Here is a 22,668-nt window from a genome sequence, read left to right as displayed (position 1 = left end):
TTGGCTGAGTGGCCCGTCCTGAATGATACAAGCCAACCCAACAGGAACCTTCATGAACCGTTCTTCCCGTCGCCTCTCTCCGCTGGCCCTGGCCCTGCAACTGGGGCTGGCCACATCCCTGGGCCTGCCGGCGCTGTCGCTACCGGCCCAGGCGGACAGCCGCAGCTTCGACATTCCCGCCGGCCCCTTGGGCAACGCCCTGAACCGTTATGCCAGCCAGGCGGGCGTGGCGCTGTCCTTCGATGCCGGCCAGGTTCGCGGACGCCAGGCACCAGCGCTGCACGGCAGCTATTCGCTGGAGGAAGGCTTCGCCCATCTGTTGCGCGGCAGCGGACTGCAAGCCCAGGCGGTGGCCGACGGGTACGTGCTGGCTCCGGCCGACGACGCCATGGAAATGGCGCCCACCACCATCAACGGCGCGACCCTGGAATCGGCCTGGGGACCGGTCGAGGGCTACGTGGCGACACGCACCGGCACCGCCACCAAGACCGATACGCCGATCCTGGAAGTCCCGCAGACCATCAACGTGATCACCGCCGACCAGATCCAGACCCAGGGTGCGCAGAACCTGACCCAGGCGCTGCGCTACACCCCCGGCCTGGGCGTCAACGGCTACACCGACCGCAACTCCATCGCCGACGAGATCACCAGCCGTGGCTTCGCCCCGACACCGCTGTACCTGGACGGCGCGTACCTTCCCTATGCCGGCAGCCTGGGCGGTGCCCCGCAGATCGATCCCTACACCCTGGAACGCGTCGAAGTGCTCAAGGGCCCGTCTTCGGTGCTGTATGGCCAGAACCAGCCGGGCGGGCTGGTCAACATGGTTTCCAAGCGTCCCACCACCGAGCAGCGCAGCCAGGTCAGGTTCGGCCTGGGCAGCTACCACCGTGTCAACGGCGCCTTCGATACCAGCGGCCCGCTGGATGAGCAGAAGACCTTCTCCTACCGCGTCATCGGCGTCGCCAAGAAAGGCAACGAGCAGGTCGACCACACCCACAGCGAGCGCATGCTGCTGGCCCCCAGCCTGACCTGGGCCCCCACCGAAGACACCACCCTGACCCTGCTCGCCCAGGTGCAGCGCGACGATGGACTGGAGGACTACCAGTCGCTGCCGCGCATCGGCAGCCTGGTGCGCGGGCCGACCGGCCAGCGCATCGACCGCGATTTCTTCTCCGGCGACTCGCACTACAACGACTACAAGCGCGACCAGTACATCCTCGGCTACGACTTCAGCCACCGCTTCAACGAAGACCTGCAGTACCGCTCCACCGCGCGCTACACCGACGTCGACGACCGCTACCGGGGCTTCTACCTGCGCAGTTTCGTCACCGACGCCAACGGCGTCACCGACTACACCCGCGCCAACCGGACCAAGGTCGACTGGCGCCAGCACAACAGCGCCTACACCCTCGACAACAACCTCGAATACCGCTTCAACACCGGCGCCCTGCAGCACACCACGCTGGCCGGCGTCGACTACCGGCACTTCAACCGCAAGTACGACGGCTACAACGCCTATGACGCCGAGCCGGTGAACCTCTATGGGAAGAACAATTCCGATACCAGCAGCGTGCGCCCGGAGCTGACCACCAAATGGGATAACACCGTGCGCCAGACCGGGCTCTACCTGCAGGACCAGATCAAGCTGGACCAGTGGATCCTCACCGTCGGCGGCCGCCAGGACTGGGCCGAGGTGGAGAACAAGGACCTGCTCGCGCGCACCATCACCGAACAGCGCGACAACAAGTTCACCGGCCGCATCGGCCTGACCTACGTCACCGACTTCGGCCTGGCGCCCTACATCAGCTATTCCGAGTCCTTCCTGCCAACGGTGGGCACCGCCGCGCCGGAACGCGGTGGCAATGCGTTCAAGCCCACCGAGGGCGAGCAGTACGAAGTGGGTGTGAAGTACCAGCCGTTCGACAGGACCCTGCTGACCGCCGCGGTGTTCCAGATCAAGCAGAAGAACGTACTCACCGGCGACGTCGACTATCCGCAGTACGAGAGCCAGTCCGGCGAGGTGCGTTCGCGCGGTGTCGAACTGGAGCTCAAGTCCAGCATCGACCAGTTCGATGTACTGGCCGCGGCGACCTACATCGACTCGTTCTACACCAAGGAAACCTACGGCAACGAGGACAACCGCAGCGAGGCCCAGGCGCCGGTCTCGGCCACCGCGTGGGTGGACTACCACTTCAGCCAGGCCACCATCGACGGCCTCACCTGGGGTGTCGGCACACGCTACACGGGCAGGAAGCCGGGGGACGCGGCGAACAGCTTCCACACCCCCGCCTATGTCGTCTACGACACCACGGTCAGCTATGACCTCAGCCGCTTCTCGCCCAGCATGAACGGCCTGCAGGCGCGCCTGAACGTGCAGAACATCTTCGACCGAGAGTACGTCTCCGACTGCAACTACTCCTTCGGCTGCTACTACGGCCAGGAGCGCGTGGCCTCGCTGGAAATGACCTACGACTGGTAAGCAAGCCCAGGCCGATGGATTGGCACGATGCCTGGGGCGGATGCTCGCCAAGCTCCGCAACCCAGGCATCGGCGAGGGTCAGTCGGTTGAATGCGCGCGGGTCGATTGCGTCAGTCGACCCAATCCATGAGCTTTGTCGAACTGTCCTCCAGGTCGGCGCAATTGCCACCCGCCGCGCCGTTGAACAGGGCCGTTGCGAACTCGCCGGCGTAGCCGACGCCGGCCAGCGATGGGCGACTGCCGGAGCCCCTTCCATGTGGACGCGCCAAGTCCTCGATCGCATGGGTGTATTCGAACGGCAGCACGACGTTCACGCTGAACCATTGCTTGATCCATTTGCGGTAATGGCCCATCCAGCTGTTGCAGAACTGGCAGGCGTTCTTCGAGCCGCCCAGGTAGACGGTTTCGCCGAAGAAATCATTGGGGTTCGTGAGCACCTCGCGGGCCAGGAACGACAGCAGGACCAACTCGGCATGCACGCCCTGCATGCTCTTCACGACGCCGACGTCGCCACAGGTAGCCAGGCTGCCGGCGAAGCCACTGGGACGCGCCGCCGCCTTGAGCGCCCCCGACGCCTCGGAAACCCCCAGGAAATGGCGCAGGAACCACGCCAGGTTCTGCTGCGGCGCGGTTCTCGCCGGTCCGCTCGCGCGAGGTTTCGCGACCAGATCCATTATCGTGCCGAGGTCGTCATCGTCGAACCCGCCTGCCAGGAAGATGGGCCGCGCCTCCGCGAAACCCTGGATGACCAAATTGTCCTGGCCGCTGTAGCTCGGCATGGCATGGGCATCGACCTTCACCTGCAGCAGTTTGTAGGCCGGGTCGCTCAATTCCTTGTCCTTGTTGACCCTGATCCAGCGCGGGCTGTCCAGCGCGAGCAGCTCGTGGCTGTACTGCATGCACGTGACGAAATCGTGGCCGTTGCCGACACCGAAACTCGCCAGGTACGACTTGATCGCTTCACCCTCGTCGATCTGGTCGTAGTTGCCGGCGATGAGCAGCTTGCCCTTCACCCGCATGCACTGGACTTCCTGGACCTTGCCCGCCTTCTTGCTCCCCAGCGCTGCGTTCCAGTCGCGGGTTGCGGCGGCGGCCTTGATGATGGTCGAGATGTAGGAAAGCTCGTTGGCCGGCAGCAGCCCCATGGAATACATCGCTATCGTTCCTGGACAGGATCACGGAAACCGGGTGGATTTTCTCGTCGACAATCTTCCGCGTCAGCGCAACACCCCGAGCATGACCCACACCCGACGCGCCTCGGCATCGGCGTTGACCAGTTCGTCGAGCAACGCGCTCAGCGGCATCCGCCCCCACTCCACGGCGCGACGCACGACGTAGGGCACCGGGCTGTGTGGTTCGGTCCGTGCGAGGTAGTCGGCGATCGCGGCAAGCTGCCGGTAGGCGTCCTCGCGGTCGCGGGGCACGCCGTCGAACGCCACCCGCTCGGATGTCGCCGATGGCGCGGCAGCCGCCGCGGAAGCCTGTTCGGGTTGAACGGGCGTGGCCGTTTCCTGCTCGTGCGGTGCCATGGCCTGGAACCCCCGGATGATGGTGTCGACGCTTCGAATGGATGACGCCAGTCCTTGCAGGCTCGGCGCCTCGTCCTGCAACTGGCGGTCGCACCAGGCCTCCAGGCGCTCCAGGTGCCGCGACGCCGCTTGCAGATGCGCCAGGGTGGCGCCCCAGCCGCCGACGGCGCCACTGCGGATGACCTCGTCCAGCCTCTTCTGCTCCTGGCGCGCCGCCTCGGCACTGGCCTTGTCGACCTTGTTCTCGCTGGCCAGCACTTGCCTGCGCTGCAGCTCCTGCCAGGCCGCCAGGGGCATGTCCGGCCAGTCCGCACACAGCGGCAGGCGCGTCCGCACGAGTTCGACATAGCGCCGGGAAATCCAGGCCACCGGCGCCGCCTGCCAGGCCAGGTCACCATCGGGGGCCTGGGGATGCAGGCGCTCGCCGAAGGTCTCGGCCAGGTCGGCCAGCAACCCCAGCGCGGCGGCCAGTCCGGCGGTGCCATCGAGGATCGTCCAGGCCTCGCCCAGGTAGGCGGCGACCATCAGGTCCTTGCTGCGCTGCGCCAGCATATCCTCGGCCAACATCGCGACAGCGTGCCAGTCGGCTCGCTTGGGCTCGGCCTGCCAGACACCCGCGGGCAGGCTGAGGTCATCTTCGCGGCGCAGTTCGCGCAAGCGATCCAGCATCGGATCATGGCGCAGTGATTGGCCGCAGACGTCTTCTCCGGGGAAGGGTTGCAGCAGCGCCTGGTAAGCCTCGTCGGTAATCATGGCAACTCCTGGGTGCCGGCGAAGGTGGCGATGCCGACGCCGCTGAAAGGCGTGCGCGGCGCTCGCACCGGAAGCGGCTGAAGCGACAGCGGCTGCTTGGCATCCTGGGTCATCAGCGAGACGCGGACGAACAGGCGCGCATCGGGCGCCCGGCCATTGGGCACGCGCACCGGCACCTGCAGCGCCAGCGGGAAATCGGTGTAGTCCGTGCTGGGTTGGCGCTGCAGGGTGACGTGCGAACGCAGCAGGCGCAGCAGCGCCCAGGGGCCGCCGTATTCCCAGCCGGCCTCGAGATCGGCCACGGCCATGCTCGGCTGTTGCGGATCGATGTCCGGCCGCTGCGGACTGTCCTTGGCCCAGCGCAGCATGAGTTTCACCGGCTCGCCAACGCTCCAGTGCAGGCGCTGCCCCTCGGCGCCGGGGAAACTCAGCTGGCGGTCGGCGGCATACAGGTTCCACACGATGACCTGGTCGGCGCCGCGCTCGGCCTCGCGGTCGGTCCGCCAGCGCACGTCCAGGTCCACTCCCTGCGCGCCGCCCTTATCCCGCACGAACAAGGGGCCAAGCCAGGCTCTGGCCAGTTGCAGGCGTGCGAGAAAATCCGCCGCTGCCACCCGGTCCGCCGACTGGCTGAGCTGCAGGCCCTGCTGGGCGCGCGCCAGGTGCTGGTCGAGCAGTTCGACGAAGTGCTGCACTCGCGCGGGATCGGCGTCCTCCGCCTGCAGGCTGTAGGCGAACGGGAAGCGGTTGGCGAGGTATTGATCGAAGTAATCGGCGATGGCTGCCCAGGCGGCCGCGGCGTCCTTCTGCTGCAGCTCCAGGCAGCGTTGCTGCGCCTGGTCGTGCAGGCCACGGGTGAAGCGCGCGAGGTCGCCCTGGCCGAATACCAGGGCCGACGTCTTGAGAATGCCGGCGCAGGAGCTCGCATCCATCTCGATGAAGTCGCGGCTGAGCAACTGGTCGAGCAGCATCGGCGAGCTGATCGGATTCTGCGCCTTGTACTTGGCCAGCTCGTCGCTCAGGTCGGCGAAGCGGCGCACCTTGTCCTGGTCGGCGTACCCGAGGTTGTTCCGACCGCGCAGCCAGGCCAGCGCCGGCGCGTGGGTTTCGCTCTGGGCGAGCATGGTGTCGAACTGCTGGTTCAGGGTGCGCTTGAGGTCCTGCGTATCGGCCGAGCGATACAACTGCAGGCCGAAGTTGCGCGAGCCATCCCACGCCGACACCTCGCTGCGCACGCGGAACAGCGGCAAGGCATTGACCGAGGCCAGCGCCTGGTCGACATCGGCCAGCGCACTGCGTGTCAGGTGGGCATCCAGCGCGCTGGCGAGGTCCTTGCGCTGCAGGGCGGCGAAGGCTTCGCGGACCTGCTCCGCCGGCTCCAGCGGCACGTCGAAGGCGCTGGCGGATGCCGCCACGCTCGGCGCCGCGGATTCGGTAAGGCTGCCCCACATGGCGCTCGCGGCGGCGGCAGCGGCACTCTCGGCCAGGGCATCGCGGTACTCGGCCGGCACGCGTGCCTGTTCCTGTTCACGGTACTTGCGGTAGCTGTCGTAGTAGGCCAGCGCGGTATTTAGTGCGTGGGCATCGATGTTGCCCAACCGGCGCGGGTCGGTAGCCTGGTCGTCCTGCTGGCGCAGCGCGGTACCGGCGAAATCCTGGCGCAGCAGCGAATCGATGGAAGTGCCCAGCGCCACGACATGGTCCTGCAGCATCAGCGTGCCGCCCGGCTGCAGTTGCAGCAGGTTGTCCCGCGAGCCGGCGGCGGCGATCCACTGGTCATGGAAGGCACGCTGCAGCTTGTTCGCCTGGCTGACCACCGATGCCTCGATTGTCGGGCCGAGCAGATAACTCTGGCGGGCATCGTCGAGCAAGGCGCGGTAGCCCGGCACGATTTCCTGGGCATTGCCATGGCTCCAGGCGGCATTGGTCAGCTCGACCATGTTGCGCAGGGCGTCGACCAGGGCACCGGTTTCCTCCAACTCCTCCAGCCGGTTGCCCTGCCGGGCCTTGAGCTCGTTGAGGTGCAGGCGCAGGAAACCTGCCGGGCGGACGAAGTTGTCGGCCAGGAAGAACTGGTCCAGCCACAACCCCATCAGCTCGCGGAAATTGCGCGCCAGCGGGCCGTCCTTCGGACACGGGTCCACCGGCGCCGGAGCGGCGGGAATGCCTTGGCCGAGCACCGCTTCCAGGTAGCCCGAATCGCGCAGATTGGCCGGATCCAGACTCAGCCCGTAGGCCTCGTTGCCCAGCTTGGACAGACTCTCCAGCGCGTTCTTCGCGGTGCCGGCGCGCAGCTCGGTGTACCAGCGATTGCGCTGCTCGAAGGCCAGGACGCCGGTGGCAAGGTCGCGCGCGGCGACGAAGTTCGGCCACTGCTCGGGGCTGTCGCTTTGGACATTGGCGCGGCGCTCGGTGCTGCGGATCGCCTTCAGGCGCGCCAGCTCAGCGGTCTGCGACTGCTGCAGGGGCACCAGCACCTCGCGGCGGGCAAGGTCGCGGAGCAAGCCATCCATCCGCCCATCGAAACCGGAAAACCAGGAGCTGGGAAACACCAGCGAGGAATAGTGCCAGCGCGTGGAGCCCTGCAGCAGCGACCAGTAGGCTTGCAGGCGCCGGCGCGCAATCTCGTTCGCCGCTTCGCCGCCGCTCGCGCTATCGCCGTGATCGCGCTGCATCGCCTGGATGCGCTGCCCGAGCACCTGTGCCTCCTGCGAATCCACATGCCAGACCCAGAGCATGGCCAGCAACCACACGACGCCGACCACGCCGGCCACCCCGCCCATGATCCGCTGCGAGCGTTGCCGCAGCCGCAGGATGCGCGACACGGCCTGGGCCAGCCCACGCTCGGCCAGCAGGCGTGTCTGCCAGAGTCCACGGATGAAGACCTGTTGCGCCGGCGCTTCCTCGAGGGTGGAAACCGTCCACGGATCGTTATCCGCGAGCCGGCAGGCACCGCTGAAGTACAGGCCGCGAAGGCGTGGCGCCTCGCCCAGGGCATTCCCCTGGAAGACCGGGGCGAGGCGCTGGCGCAAGCCCTCGCGCAAGGTCGCCAGCGTATTGGGAAAGCGATACAGCGCATCGCTCAACTGCCCCTTGAGCACCCCCGCTTCGAGGATGGCCGCCTGCAGGGCCTGCAGCACCTGGTCGAACCCGCGATCGAGGTTGTCATCCTGCCAGGCGGCATCGGCCTGCAAGACAGACGACCAACCCAGCGGGCGCTCGCGCGCATCCTCGGGAAGCTGGGCGCGCAGCTCGGCGAATCCCTCCAGTTCCTCCAGGCCGCTGACCACCACATAGACCGGCAGGCTCAACCCCAGGCGCAGCAGAATATCGTTGAAGCGGCGGCGCAGTTGCAGGCTCTCCTGGGCAAGGCTGGCGGGATCGAGCAAGCGCTGCACGGGCAGCACCCACACGATGGCATCCAGCGGACGCCGGGGCCGCAACCGCACCAGCAGGCTCAGCAACCGTCGCCAGGCACGCGGCGAGCCCGCCGCGCCCTCCGGCGCCAGGAACAGCGACGGTGGCACCGCCAGCAGCGCGCCGTCCTGATCGGCCCACCAACGCCCGAACCACGCCGCTCGCCCCGCCGGGGTCAGCCCCCAGTCGGCGCCGAAGCGCTCGCCCAGCAAGGGGTCGCCGAGCAGCAGGAACCACGGCACTTGATAGCGATCGGCGACATCCTGGTCCTGCTCCATCTGCCGCACGGTCAGATAGAACGCCCGCACCGCCTCGCCGCCCTTGCTGCGCCACCACAGGTAGAAACCGGCCGCCGCCAGCACCAGCAGCAGGAGGACCAGGGCCAGTACCAGCCACCCGCTCACACGAACCGTCCCGACATCAGGCCGGTGCCGGCGAGGTCCAGCACGGGCTCCAGGGCGCCCTGCACATCGCTCCACAGCCAGTGTCCGAGCACCACCAGCAATGCCGTGCCGGCCGCTATCGCCAACACCAGGCGAAAGCCGTCGGGCAAGGCGCGACGCAGCGGCAGGCGGATCGGTGCGCCGCCCGCCGGACGCGCCAGCGTTTCCAGCAGGGTCTGGCTATCGGCATCGCGCTGCCAGGCGTGGGCGAACAATGCCTGCCGCCATTTCTCGTGCAGCGCCTCACCCTTGTGTCCGCGCAGGCGCCCGTGGAAACCCAGCAGCAGGCATTGCAGGTAGACGTTGGCCAGGTCGCGAGTGCCAGGTGCACGGGTTTCCAGTAGGCGATGGATCGCTTGCGGCACGCGCTCTCCCGCGTTGCGAGTGGCGTAGAGGCGCGCCTCCAGCGGCCGCTCCTGCCAGACCGACTGGCCGGCCCATGGCTCGAAGAGCAGGTTTTCATCGAGCAGGGCGACGAAGGCGTAGACCATCGCCTTGACCTGTTCGCTCGCCGAGTCACCGACCTGGGCGAAGGCGCTGCGCCACAGTCGGCGCACCACGGCCTGGGCTTCATCGGCGACTCTCTCGCTGATCGCCGTGTCATCCCCCGCCGACTCGCGCAGCGCTTCCCAGCTCTGCCGCCATTGCACCCAGCCAAGCTGGAAGGCGCGGCTCAAAGGTGCCTCGCCGAACGTCGCGGGATAGATCGCCGAACTCCCTTCGGGCATTTCGCTTCCTGCCTCAGGCGCCGCCGGCGCCGTCCACGATGAACAGGACCACCTGCCAGGGGCCATTGCCGCCCGACTGCAGAGGTGCTCTCAGGCATAGCCGCTGGGCCGGATCGAACCAGTCGCCGTCGGCCTGCACGACGAACAGATGGGTATCCTCGCCCACGCTATAGGCGATCTGTTCGGCACGGCTCATCGACTGATGCTCCAGGCCCGACATGCGTTGCCGGCCGAGGGTGGCGAGACTCCCCTCGGAACCGACGATGCAGCCGGACAGCCACTCCTGCGCCTGCCCTTCCCCGTAGCCGGGCGGCATGCGCAGACCGATCACCAGGCGCTGGCTGGAGGAGCGCAAATCCGGCAGGAGCAGCGCGAAATCATTACCCTGCCGCTCGAAGGGCAGGCTGCGGTAACCGGCGCGAACGCGCGCCAGCGTGGCGTCGAGCCACTCGATCAGCGGCGCGAAGGTGCGCAGCAGGTCCTGGAAGTCGAACGGCGGGAAGGCCGGTACGCCACCCAACGGGTCCAGCGCACTCCAGCTGCCCGCCATCCCGCAGAGCAGGCCGTGCAGGTGCGCCGGCGTGGCGGCGCCACCGTAGAGGGCAGCCTCCAGCTCCGGCAGGCGAGCCCAGAGCGCGGCCAGTTGGCGGCGGATCTCCTGGCTGTCCTCGGTGTTTTCCGCCTGTTGCGCCTGGCGCAGGCGGCCGGAGAGGAACACGCACTTTTCCCGCGCCCGTGCGCACAGCGACACCAGCGCCTGACCCAGCGACGAGCTGGGCGTCACTCGCGGTGTCGGCGCCACGTACGGCAGGCAGACGAAGCCTCCGGCGTCCTTGCCGACGCGCAACAGCGGCAGGCAGATCGAGTCGGCCTTCTGCGCCTCGGTCACCAGGCGCAGTGCCGGGCGCCAGACCACGATGGGTTCGGGATTCTCGCCACTGGCCAGGTCCGGCACCGCCAGCGCATTGGCCGATTGCAGGCGCCCGCGCAACGGCAACACCTGCCCGGCGCGAGCCAGCGGACTGACGGCAAGGTACAGCAGGATGCTGGCATCGGAGGACTCGGCGATAGCCGTCCGCGCATCGAAGGCCAGGGTCTCGCCGGCGGCCAGGCTGACCGGCAGGCCATCGGGCAGGATCGCCTCCAGTGCCAGTAGTCGAACGGTCCCGCCACTCAGCGCGGACGGGTCCAGTTCCAGATATTCGAGTCCCCAGAACCAAGGGTTGGCCGCATGGGCCAGGCGTGCGGCGAGTACCTCCCCGCGCAACCCCTGGAGCTGAAAATGCTGGGGAAGCAGTTGCATCCCTTCGTGCCAGCACACCGCGTCAGGCAGAACTTTCACACTACTCCCCCTACGACGTCCTAGGTTGTCACGGGTCGCCCGCAGGCGCTGGCTCAGTGCGCATCGGCACGGAGCAGGCGCATTTCCCGGCTGTCGAAGCGCAGCCAGATATCCGGTTGCTGCTCCAGTCGCATGCGATGGGCGCCGGGAGTGTTATAGCCAGCAAAGACCAAAAGTCCAGCCGCCGGCTTGCCGGCCAGGGGAAAATCCCTGGCCTCCATGAACTGCCCGGGCACCAGCTCCAGGCTCCACACGCTCAGTTGCTGCTGGTAGTCGCGACGGTACTGCTCGCGGTCGCTGAACCACTGCTTGGCAGTCATCGATGACAGTAGCTTGAGCAGGTCGGCATCGCGTACCGCGATGAAATCCACGGCAATCGGCGCATCGCCGTTGGCCTTGCTCGCCACGTCCAGGGTGAGGCGATCCACGTCGACCTTGGGGCCGAACCAGGAACAGCCACCCAGAACCACCAACAGCACACCACACAGGCAGGCTTTCGTCGACTTCATGAAACGTCCTTGTGAAATGACTGTCAGGAAGAATTTCCGCATTTGCGTTTTTATAAACCTGATCTAGCGTGCTTGGGTAGCTCGTCGACTGATGAGCGCAAGATGGGATCGCCAAGGACAGGCTCGATTCATCCCCTTTCCTGTCGTGTGTGATCCAGCAAAGGAGCGCGACGACAGCGACCCCGCTGCGGCGTGCCCGTTTCATTTGCAGCGGAGTTCGCCAGCATGGCAGAGAGCACACAGCACAAGCTCGACCGGGTACGTCCTCCCCGGGTCCAGATCACCTACGACGTCGAGATCGGCAACGCCATCGAGAAGAAGGAATTGCCTCTGGTGGTCGGCATCCTCGCCGACCTCTCCGGCAAGCCGGCCACCCCGCTACCCAAGCTCGGCGAACGCCGCTTCACCGAGATCGACCGCGACAACTTCAACGCCGTACTGGCCTCCACCGCTCCCCGCGTGGCACTGCAGGTGGACAACACCCTGAGCAACGACGGCACCCGGCTCAACGTCGAGTTGAACTTCAGGCACATCGACGATTTCGACCCGGTCAGCATCGTCAACCAGGTAGTGCCGCTGCGCCGCCTTTTCGAGGCCCGCCAGCGCCTGCGCGACCTGCTCACCAAGCTCGACGGCAACGACGAACTCGACCAGTTGCTGCAGGACGTGGTGAGCAACACCGAAGGCTTGCAGGAAATCCGCGCCACCCACCCGGTGACCGCCGATGCCGGCGCCGCCAACGATGCGACCGACGCCGCCGACGGCGAAGCGCCCACCGAACCGCAAGCCTGATCCCGCCCAGGAGAGCAACGCAATGGCCAACACCAGCTCCGCTGCGGCGCAAGGCGCCGAAGGCAGCACCCAGACACTCGACCTGCTCGACCGCATCATCGCCGAAGGCCGCATGGCCCACGACGACAGCCAGCAGGAATACGCCCGCGACATGCTCGCGGAGTTCGCCACCCAGGTCCTCGACGAAGGCATGACCGTCAGCAAGGACACCGTGGCGATGATCAACGACCGCATCAGCCGGATCGACGAGCTGATCAGCGCGCAGCTCAACGAGATCCTCCATCACCCCGAGCTGCAGAAGCTCGAAGCGTCCTGGCGCGGCCTGCATCAGCTGGTGCAGAACTCCGAGACCGGCACGCGGCTGAAACTCCGGCTGCTCAACGTCGGCCAGCAGGAACTGCAGAACGATCTGGAGAAAGCCGTCGAGTTCGACCAGAGCACGCTCTTCAAGAAAATCTACGAAGAGGAGTACGGCACCTTCGGCGGGCATCCCTTCAGCCTGCTGCTGGGCGACTACCACTTCGGCCGCCACCCGCAGGACATCGCGCTGCTGGAGAAGCTCTCCAATGTCGCCGCCGCGGCCCACGCACCCTTCATCGCCGCCGCCAGCCCGCGCCTGTTCGACATGGGCAGCTTCACCGAACTGGCGGTGCCGCGAGACCTCAGCAAGGTGTTCGAGAGCCTGGAGCTGATCAAGTGGCGTTCGTTCCGCGAGAGCGAGGATTCGCGCTACGTCACCCTGGCCTTGCCGCGCTTCCTCCTGCGCCTGCCGTACGGTCCGGACACCCAGCCGGTGGAAGGCATGAACTTCATCGAGAAGGTCGACGGCACCGATCACTCCAAGTACCTCTGGGGCAACGCCGCGTGGGTCCTCGCGCAGCGCATCACCGAGGCGTTCGCGCGCTACGGCTGGTGCGCCGCGATCCGCGGGGCCGAAGGCGGCGGCGCGGTGGAAGGCCTGCCGGCGCACACCTTCCGCACCCACGCTGGCGACCTGTCGCTGAAATGCCCCACCGAAGTCGCGATCACCGACCGCCGCGAGAAGGAACTCAACGACCTGGGCTTCGTCGCCCTGTGCCACAAGAAGAACACCGACCTCGCCGTGTTCTTCGGCGGCCAGACCACCAACAAGCCCAGGCTCTACAACACCAATGAGGCCAACGCCAATGCCCGCCTCTCGGCCATGCTGCCGTATGTGCTGGCGGCCTCGCGCTTCGCCCATTACCTGAAGGTGATCATGCGCGACAAGGTGGGCAGCTTCATGACCCGCGACAACGTGCAGACCTACCTCAACAACTGGATCGCCGACTACGTGCTGATCAACGACAACGCCCCCCAGGAGATCAAGGCGCAATACCCGCTGCGCGAGGCGCGCGTGGACGTCACGGAAGTGGCCGGCAAGCCAGGCGTGTATCGCGCCACCGTGTTCCTGCGGCCGCACTTCCAGCTGGAGGAACTGACCGCGTCCATCCGCCTGGTAGCCAACCTGCCGCCGCCGGTGGCGGCCTGAGCCAGGGGGCCGACCGCATGGCCGGCCCCTCGCCTACCCCATTCTTCCCATAAGCAGCGGAGTTCCAAACCATGGATGCGATCATTCTCGACTTCGGCGACGACATCAAAGGCGATTGCCTGCTGACCGGCTACGAAAACAAGATCGAGGTCATGTCCTACAGCCATAACGTGGCCATGCAGGTGACCAACGATGTCAGCAACTCGGAGCGCACCTCCGGCAAGCCCCACGTCGGCGAGTTCACCCTGACCAAGTTCGTCGACACCTCCACCCCGACCCTCAACGAGTACTGCTGCGCCGGCAAGCCGATCGCCACCACCACCGTCACCATCGGCCGCAACGCCGCCGAGGGCGACGGCAAGATCATGCCCTTCATCGTCTACACCCTGAGCAACGTGGTGCTCTCCAACGTCAGCGTCAGTGGCGGCGCAGGCGGCAAGCCGGTGGAAACCCTTTCGCTGAACTTCACCAAGATCAAATGGGAGCTCACCGCGCAGAAGGACGATGGCAGCAAGGAAGGCACCGCCGCTTCCACCTGGGACATGGCCGCCAACAAGCTGGCCAGCTGATAGCGGCGCCGCGCGATGTCCGGCTATGGGCTGCCGCCGCTGTTCGAACGCCTCGCCGAGCAGGACGGCCGCGACGCGTTCGACCTCGAGGCACTCTGCGCCTCGGTGTCGCGGGAGCTGTCGCGCCTGCTCAACAGCCGCAGTCCGGCGCGTGGCGGCGCCGGCATCCTCGACTACGGCATCCTCGACTGGACGGCGCTGCAGGCCCGGCGCGACAGCGACCGGCGCTTGCTGGCGCGGGAAATCCGCCGCGCCATCCAGCGCTTCGAGCCCCGCCTGGAGCTCGCCGAGGTCACGGTGGAGCCCGATCCGCAGCAACCCCAGCGCCTGCGCGCGCGCCTGCACGGCACCCTGCGCCAGGACCCACGTCGCGCACCACTGCTGTTCGACCTGACACCCACCGGCGGGACACTGGAAGTACGCCATGAGCGATTCGATTGATGCCGAACTGCTGGATTACTACCAGCGCGAACTGACCTGGCTGCGCCACGCCGGCGCCGGTTTCGCCGCGCGCTACCCGAAGGTGGCCCGGCGCCTGGAACTGAGCGCGGGAGAATGCGCGGACCCCCACGTCGAACGCCTGCTGGAAGGATTCGCCCTGCTTGCCGCGCGCCTGCAACGGCGCCTGGATGACGATTACGCGCAGTTCAGCGATGCCCTGCTGGAGCAACTCTATCCCCTGGCACTGCGCCCACTCCCCTCCTGCGCCGTCGTACGGTTCGAGCCCGACCCCACCAAGGGCAGCCTCGCCGCCGGATACCGGCTGCCGCGCGGCACCCCGCTGTTCATCAGCGTGCCCGGCCAGGAACGCATCGAACTGCCGCCGGAGCTGCGTGGCCAGACGCTGCACTGGCGCACCACCGACGACGTGACGGTCTGGCCTCTGCAGATCACCGACGCCGTGCTGCTGGGTGCCGAGGAAGCCCAGGCGCTCACAGGCGTGGCCGGCGCGCGGGCGGCACTGCGCCTGGACCTGCGCTGCCTCGACGCCGATGGCTGGGCGGCGCTGGCCATCGATCACCTGCGCCTGCACCTGTGCGCCAGCGCGGTGACCAATGCCACCCTGCTCGACTTGCTGGGCGCCCATGCCAGCGCCCTGCTGGCCGGCCCTGAAGGTGCCATCCCGCAACGCCTGCGCGGCTTGCCGCGCCTGGTGGGCTTCGCCGCCGAACAGGCGCTGTTGCCGGAGGACGACCTGATTCACCCCGGCCTGCGCCTGCTCGCCGAATACTTCGCCTTCCCCGAAAAATTCGCCTTCATCGACCTGCCACTGGCCGACCTGCGCGCCAGCGGGGAAACCTTGCAGCTCTACGTGACCTTCGACCGAGCCGCACCGGGGCGCCTGCCACTGCAGGCCAGCGACCTCGCACTGGGCTGCGTGCCGGCGATCAACCTGTTCCCGCGCACCTCAGAGCCCCTGCGCCCGGACGGCACGCAGAGCGAATATCGCCTGGTCGCCGACGCCCACCGCGAGAACAGCGTGGAAATCCACAGCATCCGTTCGCTGCGCGCCAGCGGCCCGCGGGGCGTCGTGGAAGTCGCGGCCTATCACGGCGGACAACACCTGCCCGGCGACCAGGGACTGTATTGGCACGCCCGCCGCGTGGAAGGCATGACACCGAACCGGCGCGGCAGCGACCTGCTGCTCAGCCTGGTCGACACCGGCCTGCAACCGCTGCACGACGCCCCCGAATACAGCCTCACCGCCGAACTGCTGTGCACCAATCGGGGCCTGGCCGAGCGCTTGCCGGCAGGCATCGCCCTGGCGTTCGAACGCCCCGGTCCCGTCGCGCGGATCAGCCTGCTGCGCGCGCCCAGCCGACAGCTCCAGCCCCGGCTGGATGGCCCCTCACGCTGGCAACTGGTGTCGCACCTGACCCTCAATCACCTGTCGCTGGTGGAGGGACCGCAGGCACTGGACGCGCTGCGGGAAATCCTCGGCCTGCACAACTTCACCAGCGACAACGGCGCCTATCGCCAAGTGGAAGGGTTGCAGAAGCTGGATTGCGTTCGCGTGGTCGATCGCGTCGGCGAGGATGCCTGGCGCGGTTGGCGCAATGGCCTGGAGGTACGCGTGCACCTGGACCGCCAGGCGTTCGTCGGCGCCAGCGCCGTCCTGTTCAGCGCCGTGCTGGCGCAGTTCTTCTCGCTCTATGCCAATCCCAATCGCTTCGTGCGCACCGTGCTCATGCAGTCCGACCAGGAGATCCGCCGATGGCAACCCCAGGCCGGCCAACCGCTCGCCCTCTGAGCCAGCGCCTGCGTGCCGAGCCGCATGCCTTCGAATGGCTGCAGGCCCTGCTGCTGCTCGAGCGCGAATGCCCCGACGCCACGTCGCTGGGCCAGGGCAGCCTGCCGGAAGCCGAAGCGCTGCGCCTGCGCGGCCCGCTGACGCCGGTATTCGAACCCAGCCAGATCAGCGCGCTGGACGAGGTGGACGGACGACCGCAACTGAGCACCGCGATCTTCGGCCTCGGCGGAGCCGACGGCGCCCTGCCCTACGCCTACCAGGAATGGCTGCAGCAACGGGCACGGTTGAAGGATCACGCCCCTGGAGAGTTCCTCGACCTGTTCCAGCACCGCCTGCTCAGCCTGCTCTATCGGGTGCTGCGCAAGCATCGCCTGGCGCTTGGCTACCAGGCTCCCGATAGCGCACCGTTGCAGCGACCGCTGCGCGCGCTGGTCGGCCTGCTGCCCGGCGGCCTGCAGGAACGCAATGCGCTGCCTGACAGCGCGGTTCTCGCCCGTGGGGCACGCTTCTCCGGCCGCCGCCGCTCGCTGGCCGCATTCGCCGCCATGGTGCGCCAGCAGTTCGGTGTGTCCGCCCGCTGCGAAGCGTATGCCGGCGCCTGGCGCGACATCCCGCCGGCCAGCCGCAGCGTGCTCCGACGCGGCGGTAGCAACCTCGGCCTCGGGCGCGATGCCGTCGCGGGGACTCGCGTATGGGATGAACACGCCGGCTTTCACCTGCAACTCGGCCCCTTCGATGAAACCACGGCGCGACGCTTCCTCCCCGATGGAGACGCCCACCCGTTGCTGGCCAGCCTGTGCGCGCTCTACTTCGGCCCCGACCTCGATTGCCGGCTGCGCCTGCTCGTACGCGCCAGCGGCCCCTTGAGCCTGCGCGCGGGCAACGGCCCGCGACTGAACTGGAATACCGGACTGAGCCGCGACACCAACACGCTCCAGCCAATCGACCTGAATCTGCGCCACGCGGAGATGACCTGATGGATCTCGCCAGCCTGATCGGCCGCCTCAACCCCGAATCCCGTCGCGCCCTGGAGCGCGCCGCGCAACGCTGCCTGCAGCGCACCCACCACTATGTGGAAATCGAGCACCTGCTGCTGGAGCTGCTGGACATCGACGGCGGTGACCTGGCGCTGCTGCTGCCCCGTTTCGGCCTGGAACGCGACCAGCTAGTCGGCGAGATCAACACCGCGCTGGAGCTGTTCCGCATCGGCAGCACCCGCACGCCGGCGCTCTCGACGCAGACCGTCGGCCTGCTCGAAGACGCGGTATTGCAGGCCAGTGTGCTCGGCCAGCCCGCGGTCCGTTCGGGCCTGCTGCTGCTTGCCCTGCTCGACCGCGAAGAGCGCCGCACGCTGCTGCTCAACAGTGCCTCGTCGCTGTTGCGTATCCCCCACGAAGCACTGCGGGAAAACCTGCTGGAATGGACCGCCGGTTCGCGCGAGCAGCCGCCCGGCGCAGCGGCGCCGGCAAAGGCCCGGCCGGGCAAGGCGCAAGCGCCGGACAACGTGCTCGACCAATACACCCAGGACCTCACCGCCGACGCCCACGCCGGACGGATCGACCCCATCGTCGGGCGCGACGGCGAGATTCGCCAATGCGTGGACATTCTCCTGCGGCGCCGGCAGAACAACCCGATCCTGGTCGGCGCCCCGGGCGTGGGCAAGACCGCCGTGGTCGAAGGTCTCGCCCTGCGCATCGCCGCCGGGGAAGTACCGCCGCCGCTGCAGGACGTGGTGCTGCGCGTGCTCGACCTGGGCCTGTTGCAGGCCGGCGCGGGCGTCAAAGGCGAGTTCGAGCAGCGCCTGAAGGGTGTGATCGACGCGGTGCGCAGCAGCGAGCAGCCGATCATCCTGTTCATCGACGAAGCCCATACGCTGATCGGCGCCGGTGGTGCCGAGGGCGGCAGCGATGCCGCCAACCTCCTCAAGCCCGCCCTGGCCCGTGGCGAGTTGCGCACCCTGGCCGCCACCACCTGGCTGGAGTACAAGAAATACTTCGAGAAAGACCCGGCACTGGCGCGGCGCTTCCAGCTGGTGCAGGTGGAAGAACCCGACGAGGCCACCGCCGTGGACATGCTGCGCGGCGTGGCGGCGAAGCTCGAACTGCACCACGGCGTGCAGGTGCTCGACGTGGCCATCCAGGACGCGGTGAAGCTTTCCCATCGCTACATCTCCGGGCGCCAGTTGCCGGACAAGGCCATCAGCGTGCTGGACACCGCCTGCGCCCGCGTCGCCCTGGCCCAGCACGATGTGCCACCGCCGCTGGAAAACCTGCGCCACCGCGAACTGGCGGTGGAAGAAGAGCTGCAGCGCCTGCGCCGCGAGCAGGCCACCGGCCTGGACCACAGCGCGCGGATCACCGCGCTGGAGCAGGAATCCGCCGGCAACCTGGTGGCCATGCGCGCATTGGAGAAACGCTGGTCGGAGGAACGCGAAGCGGTGCGCGAGCTGCTGCAGTCGCGCCGCGAACTGCTGACCCTGAGCGAAAGCGCCGACGCCGCCAAACCCGACGAAGAACTCGACGGTCGCATCGACCACCTGGCCGCCGAACTGGCGCGCCTGGAAGCCGGGCTAGACGCCATCCGCGAAGACGATCCACTGGTGCCCGAGCAAGTGGACTCCAAGACGGTCGCCGCGGTGATCGCCGGTTGGACCGGGATTCCCGTGGGCAAGATGCTCGCCGACGAAGCCCACGCCATTCGCACCCTCGCCCAGCGCATGGGCCAGCGGGTAATGGGCCAGGACGCGGCGCTGGGCACCATCGCCCAACGCATCCAGGCCTACCGCGCGGGCCTGACCGACCCGGCCAAGCCGGTGGGCGTGTTCCTGCTGCTCGGCCCCACCGGCGTGGGCAAGACCGAGACCGCCTACGCCCTGGCCGACGCGCTGTATGGCGGCGAGCGCAACCTCATCAGCATCAACCTCTCCGAGTACCAGGAAGCCCACACCGTCAGCCAGCTCAAGGGCGCCCCGCCCGGCTACGTCGGCTATGGCACTGGCGGCGTGCTCACCGAGGCCGTGCGCCGCCGCCCCTACTCCGTGGTGCTGCTGGACGAAATCGAGAAAGCCCACCCGGATGTGCTGGAAGCCTTCTACAACGTCTTCGACAAGGGCGTGATGGAGGACGGCACCGGCCTGGTGGTGGACTTCAAGAACACCGTGATCCTCGCCACCAGCAACGTCGGCGCCGAACTGCTGCTCGACACCCCGACCGAACAGATCGCCACCCCCGTGTTCGACGAACGCCTGCGCAAGGTCCTGCTGCACGCCTTCCGCGCCGCCTTCCTCGCGCGCATGACCGTGGTGCCCTATCGGCCGCTGGAGGAAGCGACGCTGGAAGGCATCGTCATCGCCAAGCTGGAGAAGCTGCGCGAGCGCTACAAGGCGGCCACCGGCAAGCAGTTCGATTTCGATCCGGCCATCGTCAAGGCGGTGTTGGCCAAGTGCAGTTCGGCGGGAGCAAGGGATATCGAGAATGTACTGATGGCGGAAGTGACCGGGAAGTTGGCGGAATGGGTGCTTAATTAGAGGAGATGATTGATCATGCCGTTAGGAAAATGGGGGAAAACGCTGAAAAGCAAGGGATTCGATGAACCGTTCTATCTCGGAGATGAACCGATTTATATAGATTGGTGCATGAATAAACCCACCTTCGACTTTGACGCTCCTGCAAATAGACTGGAGTTCGCGAAACTCCCTGACAGCACGAAGCAGAAACTCAGAGATGTTTTTTCGGCAAAGGACCTTGGCAACTGTGGGGAACTTGCTAACTACTTCCTCAGATACGCCACTCAGCTATCCACCTCCACCGAGGCCATAGCATTCATCCAGGAGACGCTGGACAAAAACCCTAACGGGCTGTTTCGCATAACTGTCGGCAACACTCATACGTTTATTGGGATAAGAAGTACAACGAGCGGGGAGGAAGTAGAAATCATTCAGGCGTGGCAGGAGAAGTACTCGGTAAAGAGCTGGCTGAGCACCGATCAGAATATCTACACCATTCCAACGTTCATAGAGAAACTTAAGGATCTGTCCGATATCAGCAAACGCCAAGCCGCCGGTGACTTTCTGTTTTCAACATCATCGAAAAAGATTTCTCTGCCCAACCCGATGAAAGTCACCAAGTTTGCCTTCAAGCCCCAGTCTCCCTCCGAAATGGACTCCATCTTGAACAATCTTTCCCGAGTCGTGGACCCTAATCTTGACCACGGGCGCAAGGCGGATTTCTATCTGTGGCTCCCCTGAGCCACGCAATAGGCAAGTCACGGTTTCACGAATAGTTCATGAGGCAACTCTTCAGCCTCACGTCACAGCCCTTGACCATTGAGGCTGCCAATGCCCCGCGCGAACGACACCACCACCAGCCTTGCCCTCACTGCACCGGCACTGACTGACCTATATCCGCAGAGCCTGTCCGGGCTGGAGGCGTTGAACGGTTTAGCCCAGATGGGCCTGGAGGGAACCTGCGATAGCTCCCTCGCACTGCAAGGCGCGATCGCCACACACCTCACCACCACCCTCCGAAACGACTCCGAGCAACGCCCCCTCGATGCCCTGATCGCCGAAATCCGCCAGCTCCCCGCTGACGCCACCGCTGACCGTTATCAACTCATCCTCCAGCCCTGGCTCTGGTGGCTGACCCTGGCCAGCAACAACCGCGTCTTCCAGAACCTCGCCACCAGCGACATCGTCACCACGATCTTCAAGACCCACGGCTTCACCGACTTCAAGCTGTCGCTGACCGGCAGCTACGAGCCACGTGAGTATTGCGTGCAGTACGGCGAAAGCGACTTCGCCTTCGTTTCGCGGCTGCTGGAGGAGGAAGGCATCTTCTGGTTCTTCACCCATGAAGACGGCAAGCACACCCTGGTGCTGGGTGACAGCAACGATGCCTTCCCGCAGATTCCCAACGGGCCGACCGTGCCCTATCTGGGCCAGGAGATCGGCGTGCGGGAGCTGCACGGCGTGCGCTCCGGGCAGTTGTGCCTGCAGGCGGTTGCCGGGGTGTACAGCGCCACGGATTACGAATTCACCACGCCCACCACCTCGCTCTACAGCCAGGCCGAAGCGGTGGCCGGGCCGCGCGCGATGTATGAGCATCCGGGTGGTTACACCGCCAAGGCGCGCGGGGATTCGCTTTCCAAGCAGCGGGTGGACGAATTGCGCAGCCAGGAAAAGCGTTTCATTGGCGAGAGCGACTGCCGCTGGCTGGTGCCGGGGCACTGGTTCACCCTCAGTGGCCACGACGACGCATCGCTCAATATCGACTGGCTGGTGACGTCGGTGACCCATGAAGCCGACCACGAGCACTACCGCAACCGCTTCGAGGCCATTCCCAAAGCCACCAACTACCACCCGCGGCGCGCCACGCCCAAGCCGCGCATGCATACCCAGACAGCGCTGGTCGTCGGCAAGAGCGGCGAGGAAATCTGGACCGACCAGTACGGCCGCATCAAGATCCAGTTCCCCTGGGACCAGCAGGGCAAGAACGACGAGACCTCGTCCTGCTGGGTGCGCGTGGTGCTGCCCTGGAGCGGCAAGGGCTTTGGCATGCAGTTCATCCCGCGCATCGGCCAGGAAGTGATCGTCACTTTCATCGATGGCGACCCGGACCGTCCGCTGGTCACCGGCTGCGTCTACAACGGCGACAACGCCCTACCCTACGCGCTGCCGGAGAACCAGACACAGTCCGGCATCAAGACCAATTCGTCCAAGGGCGGCGGCGGCTTCAACGAGCTGCGCTTCGAGGACAAGAAGGATGCCGAGGAAGTCTTCCTGCAGGCGCAGAAGGACATGAAGGTCAACGTGCTCAACGACAGCACCGCCACCATCGGTCACGACGAGACGCTCACGGTGCAGAACGCGCGCACCCGCACCGTGAAGGAAGGCGACGAAACCATCACCCTGGAAAAGGGCAAGCGCAGCGTCACCATCCAGACCGGCAGCGACACGCTGGATGTGAAGGACAGCCGCACAGTAACGGTGGGCGCCGACCAGACCCACAGTACCGGCGGCAACTACAGCCACAAGGTCAGCGGCAACTTCGAGCTGACCGTGGACGGCAACCTCACCATCAAGGTCAGCGGCACCCTCGCCCTGCAGAGTGGCGGCAGCCTGACCCTGAAGACCGACGCCGATCTCGCCGCCCAGGCCGGGACTTCGGTGACCAGCAAGGCCGGCACATCGCTGACCAACGAGGCCGGCACGTCGCTCACCAACAAGGCCGGCACCACGCTGACCAATGATGCCGGGGTGAGCCTGACCAACAAGGCCAGCGCCGAGCAGACGGTGGACGGCGGCGGCATGCTGACCATCAAGGGCGGCCTGGTGAAGGTCAACTGAGGA

At 66.6% G+C, this 22,668-nt stretch carries 16 protein-coding genes; 10 read left to right on the top strand and 6 right to left on the bottom strand.

Going from position 1 to position 22,668, the window contains the following annotated elements:
* Positions 1-52: 52 nt before the first annotated feature.
* Complete coding sequence (locus JVX91_RS17340; protein ID WP_205335432.1) at positions 53-2,479, top strand: TonB-dependent siderophore receptor; 2,427 nt, start codon at positions 53-55, stop codon at positions 2,477-2,479.
* Positions 2,480-2,589: 110 nt separating this feature from the next.
* Here JVX91_RS17340 and JVX91_RS17335 read toward each other — a convergent pair whose 3' ends face one another.
* From JVX91_RS17335 to JVX91_RS17310, 6 genes are all read right to left on the bottom strand, one after another.
* A complete protein-coding gene (locus tag JVX91_RS17335; protein WP_205335431.1) occupies positions 2,590-3,624 on the bottom strand; it encodes a hypothetical protein in 1,035 nt (344 codons plus the stop codon).
* 72 nt (positions 3,625-3,696) lie between these two features.
* Entirely contained in the window at positions 3,697-4,761 is a 1,065-nt protein-coding gene (gene tssA, locus JVX91_RS17330; protein WP_205335430.1) for a type VI secretion system protein TssA, read from the bottom strand.
* Positions 4,758-8,582, bottom strand: coding sequence for a type VI secretion protein IcmF/TssM N-terminal domain-containing protein (locus JVX91_RS17325; protein WP_205335429.1), 3,825 nt, complete (start codon positions 8,580-8,582; stop codon positions 4,758-4,760). The genes tssA and JVX91_RS17325 overlap by 4 nt, the downstream gene beginning before the upstream one ends.
* Entirely contained in the window at positions 8,579-9,349 is a 771-nt protein-coding gene (locus JVX91_RS17320; protein WP_205335428.1) for a DotU/TssL family secretion system protein, read from the bottom strand. Before JVX91_RS17320 ends, JVX91_RS17325 begins: the two co-directional genes overlap by 4 nt.
* Before the next feature lie 13 nt (positions 9,350-9,362).
* Positions 9,363-10,691: a type VI secretion system baseplate subunit TssK gene (gene tssK, locus JVX91_RS17315; RefSeq protein ID WP_205335427.1), complete on the bottom strand. Its 1,329-nt coding sequence runs from the start codon at positions 10,689-10,691 to the stop codon at positions 9,363-9,365.
* A 53-nt stretch (positions 10,692-10,744) separates the two neighbouring features.
* Positions 10,745-11,200, bottom strand: coding sequence for a type VI secretion protein (locus JVX91_RS17310; RefSeq protein ID WP_205335426.1), 456 nt, complete (start codon positions 11,198-11,200; stop codon positions 10,745-10,747).
* Between the two features lie 225 nt (positions 11,201-11,425).
* On the opposite strand from JVX91_RS17310, the gene tssB reads away from it, so the two are divergent.
* The 9 genes from tssB to tssI all read left to right on the top strand — a co-directional run bounded on the left by tssB (position 11,426) and on the right by tssI (position 22,665).
* The gene (tssB, locus tag JVX91_RS17305) at positions 11,426-11,992 is read left to right on the top strand and encodes a type VI secretion system contractile sheath small subunit (RefSeq protein ID WP_205335425.1); all 567 of its coding nucleotides are present in this window, start codon (positions 11,426-11,428) and stop codon (positions 11,990-11,992) included.
* 22 nt (positions 11,993-12,014) lie between these two features.
* Positions 12,015-13,502 carry a type VI secretion system contractile sheath large subunit gene (gene tssC, locus JVX91_RS17300; protein ID WP_205335424.1) on the top strand — a complete coding sequence of 496 codons (1,488 nt, stop codon included), beginning with the start codon at positions 12,015-12,017 and terminating at the stop codon, positions 13,500-13,502.
* Positions 13,503-13,573: 71 nt separating this feature from the next.
* The gene (locus tag JVX91_RS17295; protein ID WP_205335423.1) at positions 13,574-14,071 is read left to right on the top strand and encodes an Hcp family type VI secretion system effector; all 498 of its coding nucleotides are present in this window, start codon (positions 13,574-13,576) and stop codon (positions 14,069-14,071) included.
* A 15-nt stretch (positions 14,072-14,086) separates the two neighbouring features.
* Entirely contained in the window at positions 14,087-14,512 is a 426-nt protein-coding gene (gene tssE, locus JVX91_RS17290) for a type VI secretion system baseplate subunit TssE (RefSeq protein ID WP_205335422.1), read from the top strand.
* Positions 14,496-16,322 carry a type VI secretion system baseplate subunit TssF gene (gene tssF / locus JVX91_RS17285; RefSeq protein WP_205335421.1) on the top strand — a complete coding sequence of 609 codons (1,827 nt, stop codon included), beginning with the start codon at positions 14,496-14,498 and terminating at the stop codon, positions 16,320-16,322. The genes tssE and tssF overlap by 17 nt, the downstream gene beginning before the upstream one ends.
* On the top strand, positions 16,286-17,299 hold the full coding sequence (gene tssG, locus JVX91_RS17280; protein ID WP_205335420.1) for a type VI secretion system baseplate subunit TssG: 1,014 nt from the start codon (positions 16,286-16,288) through the stop codon (positions 17,297-17,299). Before tssF ends, tssG begins: the two co-directional genes overlap by 37 nt.
* Entirely contained in the window at positions 17,299-19,848 is a 2,550-nt protein-coding gene (gene tssH, locus JVX91_RS17275) for a type VI secretion system ATPase TssH (protein ID WP_205335419.1), read from the top strand. Before tssG ends, tssH begins: the two co-directional genes overlap by 1 nt.
* Before the next feature lie 15 nt (positions 19,849-19,863).
* Positions 19,864-20,568 carry a hypothetical protein gene (locus JVX91_RS17270; RefSeq protein ID WP_205335418.1) on the top strand — a complete coding sequence of 235 codons (705 nt, stop codon included), beginning with the start codon at positions 19,864-19,866 and terminating at the stop codon, positions 20,566-20,568.
* 90 nt (positions 20,569-20,658) lie between these two features.
* Positions 20,659-22,665 (top strand): type VI secretion system tip protein VgrG, encoded by a 2,007-nt coding sequence (tssI, locus tag JVX91_RS17265; RefSeq protein WP_205335417.1) that lies wholly within the window; start codon positions 20,659-20,661, stop codon positions 22,663-22,665.
* Positions 22,666-22,668 lie beyond the last annotated feature (3 nt).

It is taken from the genome of Pseudomonas sp. PDNC002 (assembly GCF_016919445.1).
Classification (GTDB): Bacteria; Pseudomonadota; Gammaproteobacteria; order Pseudomonadales; family Pseudomonadaceae; genus Pseudomonas.
The sequence above is the reverse complement of the archived record's forward strand: the minus strand, read 5'-3'. Positions and strand labels throughout refer to the sequence as shown.

What these genes read in the sequence shown, in the direction of transcription:
- JVX91_RS17340 (WP_205335432.1), top strand. Translation starts at nt 53, where the DNA reads ATGAACCGTTCTTCCCGTCGCCTCTCTCCGCTGGCCCTGGCCCTGCAA.
- JVX91_RS17335 (WP_205335431.1), bottom strand. Translation starts at nt 3,624, where the DNA reads ATGGGGCTGCTGCCGGCCAACGAGCTTTCCTACATCTCGACCATCATC.
- tssA (WP_205335430.1), bottom strand. Translation starts at nt 4,761, where the DNA reads ATGATTACCGACGAGGCTTACCAGGCGCTGCTGCAACCCTTCCCCGGA.
- JVX91_RS17320 (WP_205335428.1), bottom strand. Translation starts at nt 9,349, where the DNA reads ATGCCCGAAGGGAGTTCGGCGATCTATCCCGCGACGTTCGGCGAGGCA.
- JVX91_RS17310 (WP_205335426.1), bottom strand. Translation starts at nt 11,200, where the DNA reads ATGAAGTCGACGAAAGCCTGCCTGTGTGGTGTGCTGTTGGTGGTTCTG.
- tssB (WP_205335425.1), top strand. Translation starts at nt 11,426, where the DNA reads ATGGCAGAGAGCACACAGCACAAGCTCGACCGGGTACGTCCTCCCCGG.
- tssC (WP_205335424.1), top strand. Translation starts at nt 12,015, where the DNA reads ATGGCCAACACCAGCTCCGCTGCGGCGCAAGGCGCCGAAGGCAGCACC.
- JVX91_RS17295 (WP_205335423.1), top strand. Translation starts at nt 13,574, where the DNA reads ATGGATGCGATCATTCTCGACTTCGGCGACGACATCAAAGGCGATTGC.
- tssE (WP_205335422.1), top strand. Translation starts at nt 14,087, where the DNA reads ATGTCCGGCTATGGGCTGCCGCCGCTGTTCGAACGCCTCGCCGAGCAG.
- tssF (WP_205335421.1), top strand. Translation starts at nt 14,496, where the DNA reads ATGAGCGATTCGATTGATGCCGAACTGCTGGATTACTACCAGCGCGAA.
- tssG (WP_205335420.1), top strand. Translation starts at nt 16,286, where the DNA reads ATGGCAACCCCAGGCCGGCCAACCGCTCGCCCTCTGAGCCAGCGCCTG.
- tssH (WP_205335419.1), top strand. Translation starts at nt 17,299, where the DNA reads ATGGATCTCGCCAGCCTGATCGGCCGCCTCAACCCCGAATCCCGTCGC.
- JVX91_RS17270 (WP_205335418.1), top strand. Translation starts at nt 19,864, where the DNA reads ATGCCGTTAGGAAAATGGGGGAAAACGCTGAAAAGCAAGGGATTCGAT.
- tssI (WP_205335417.1), top strand. Translation starts at nt 20,659, where the DNA reads ATGCCCCGCGCGAACGACACCACCACCAGCCTTGCCCTCACTGCACCG.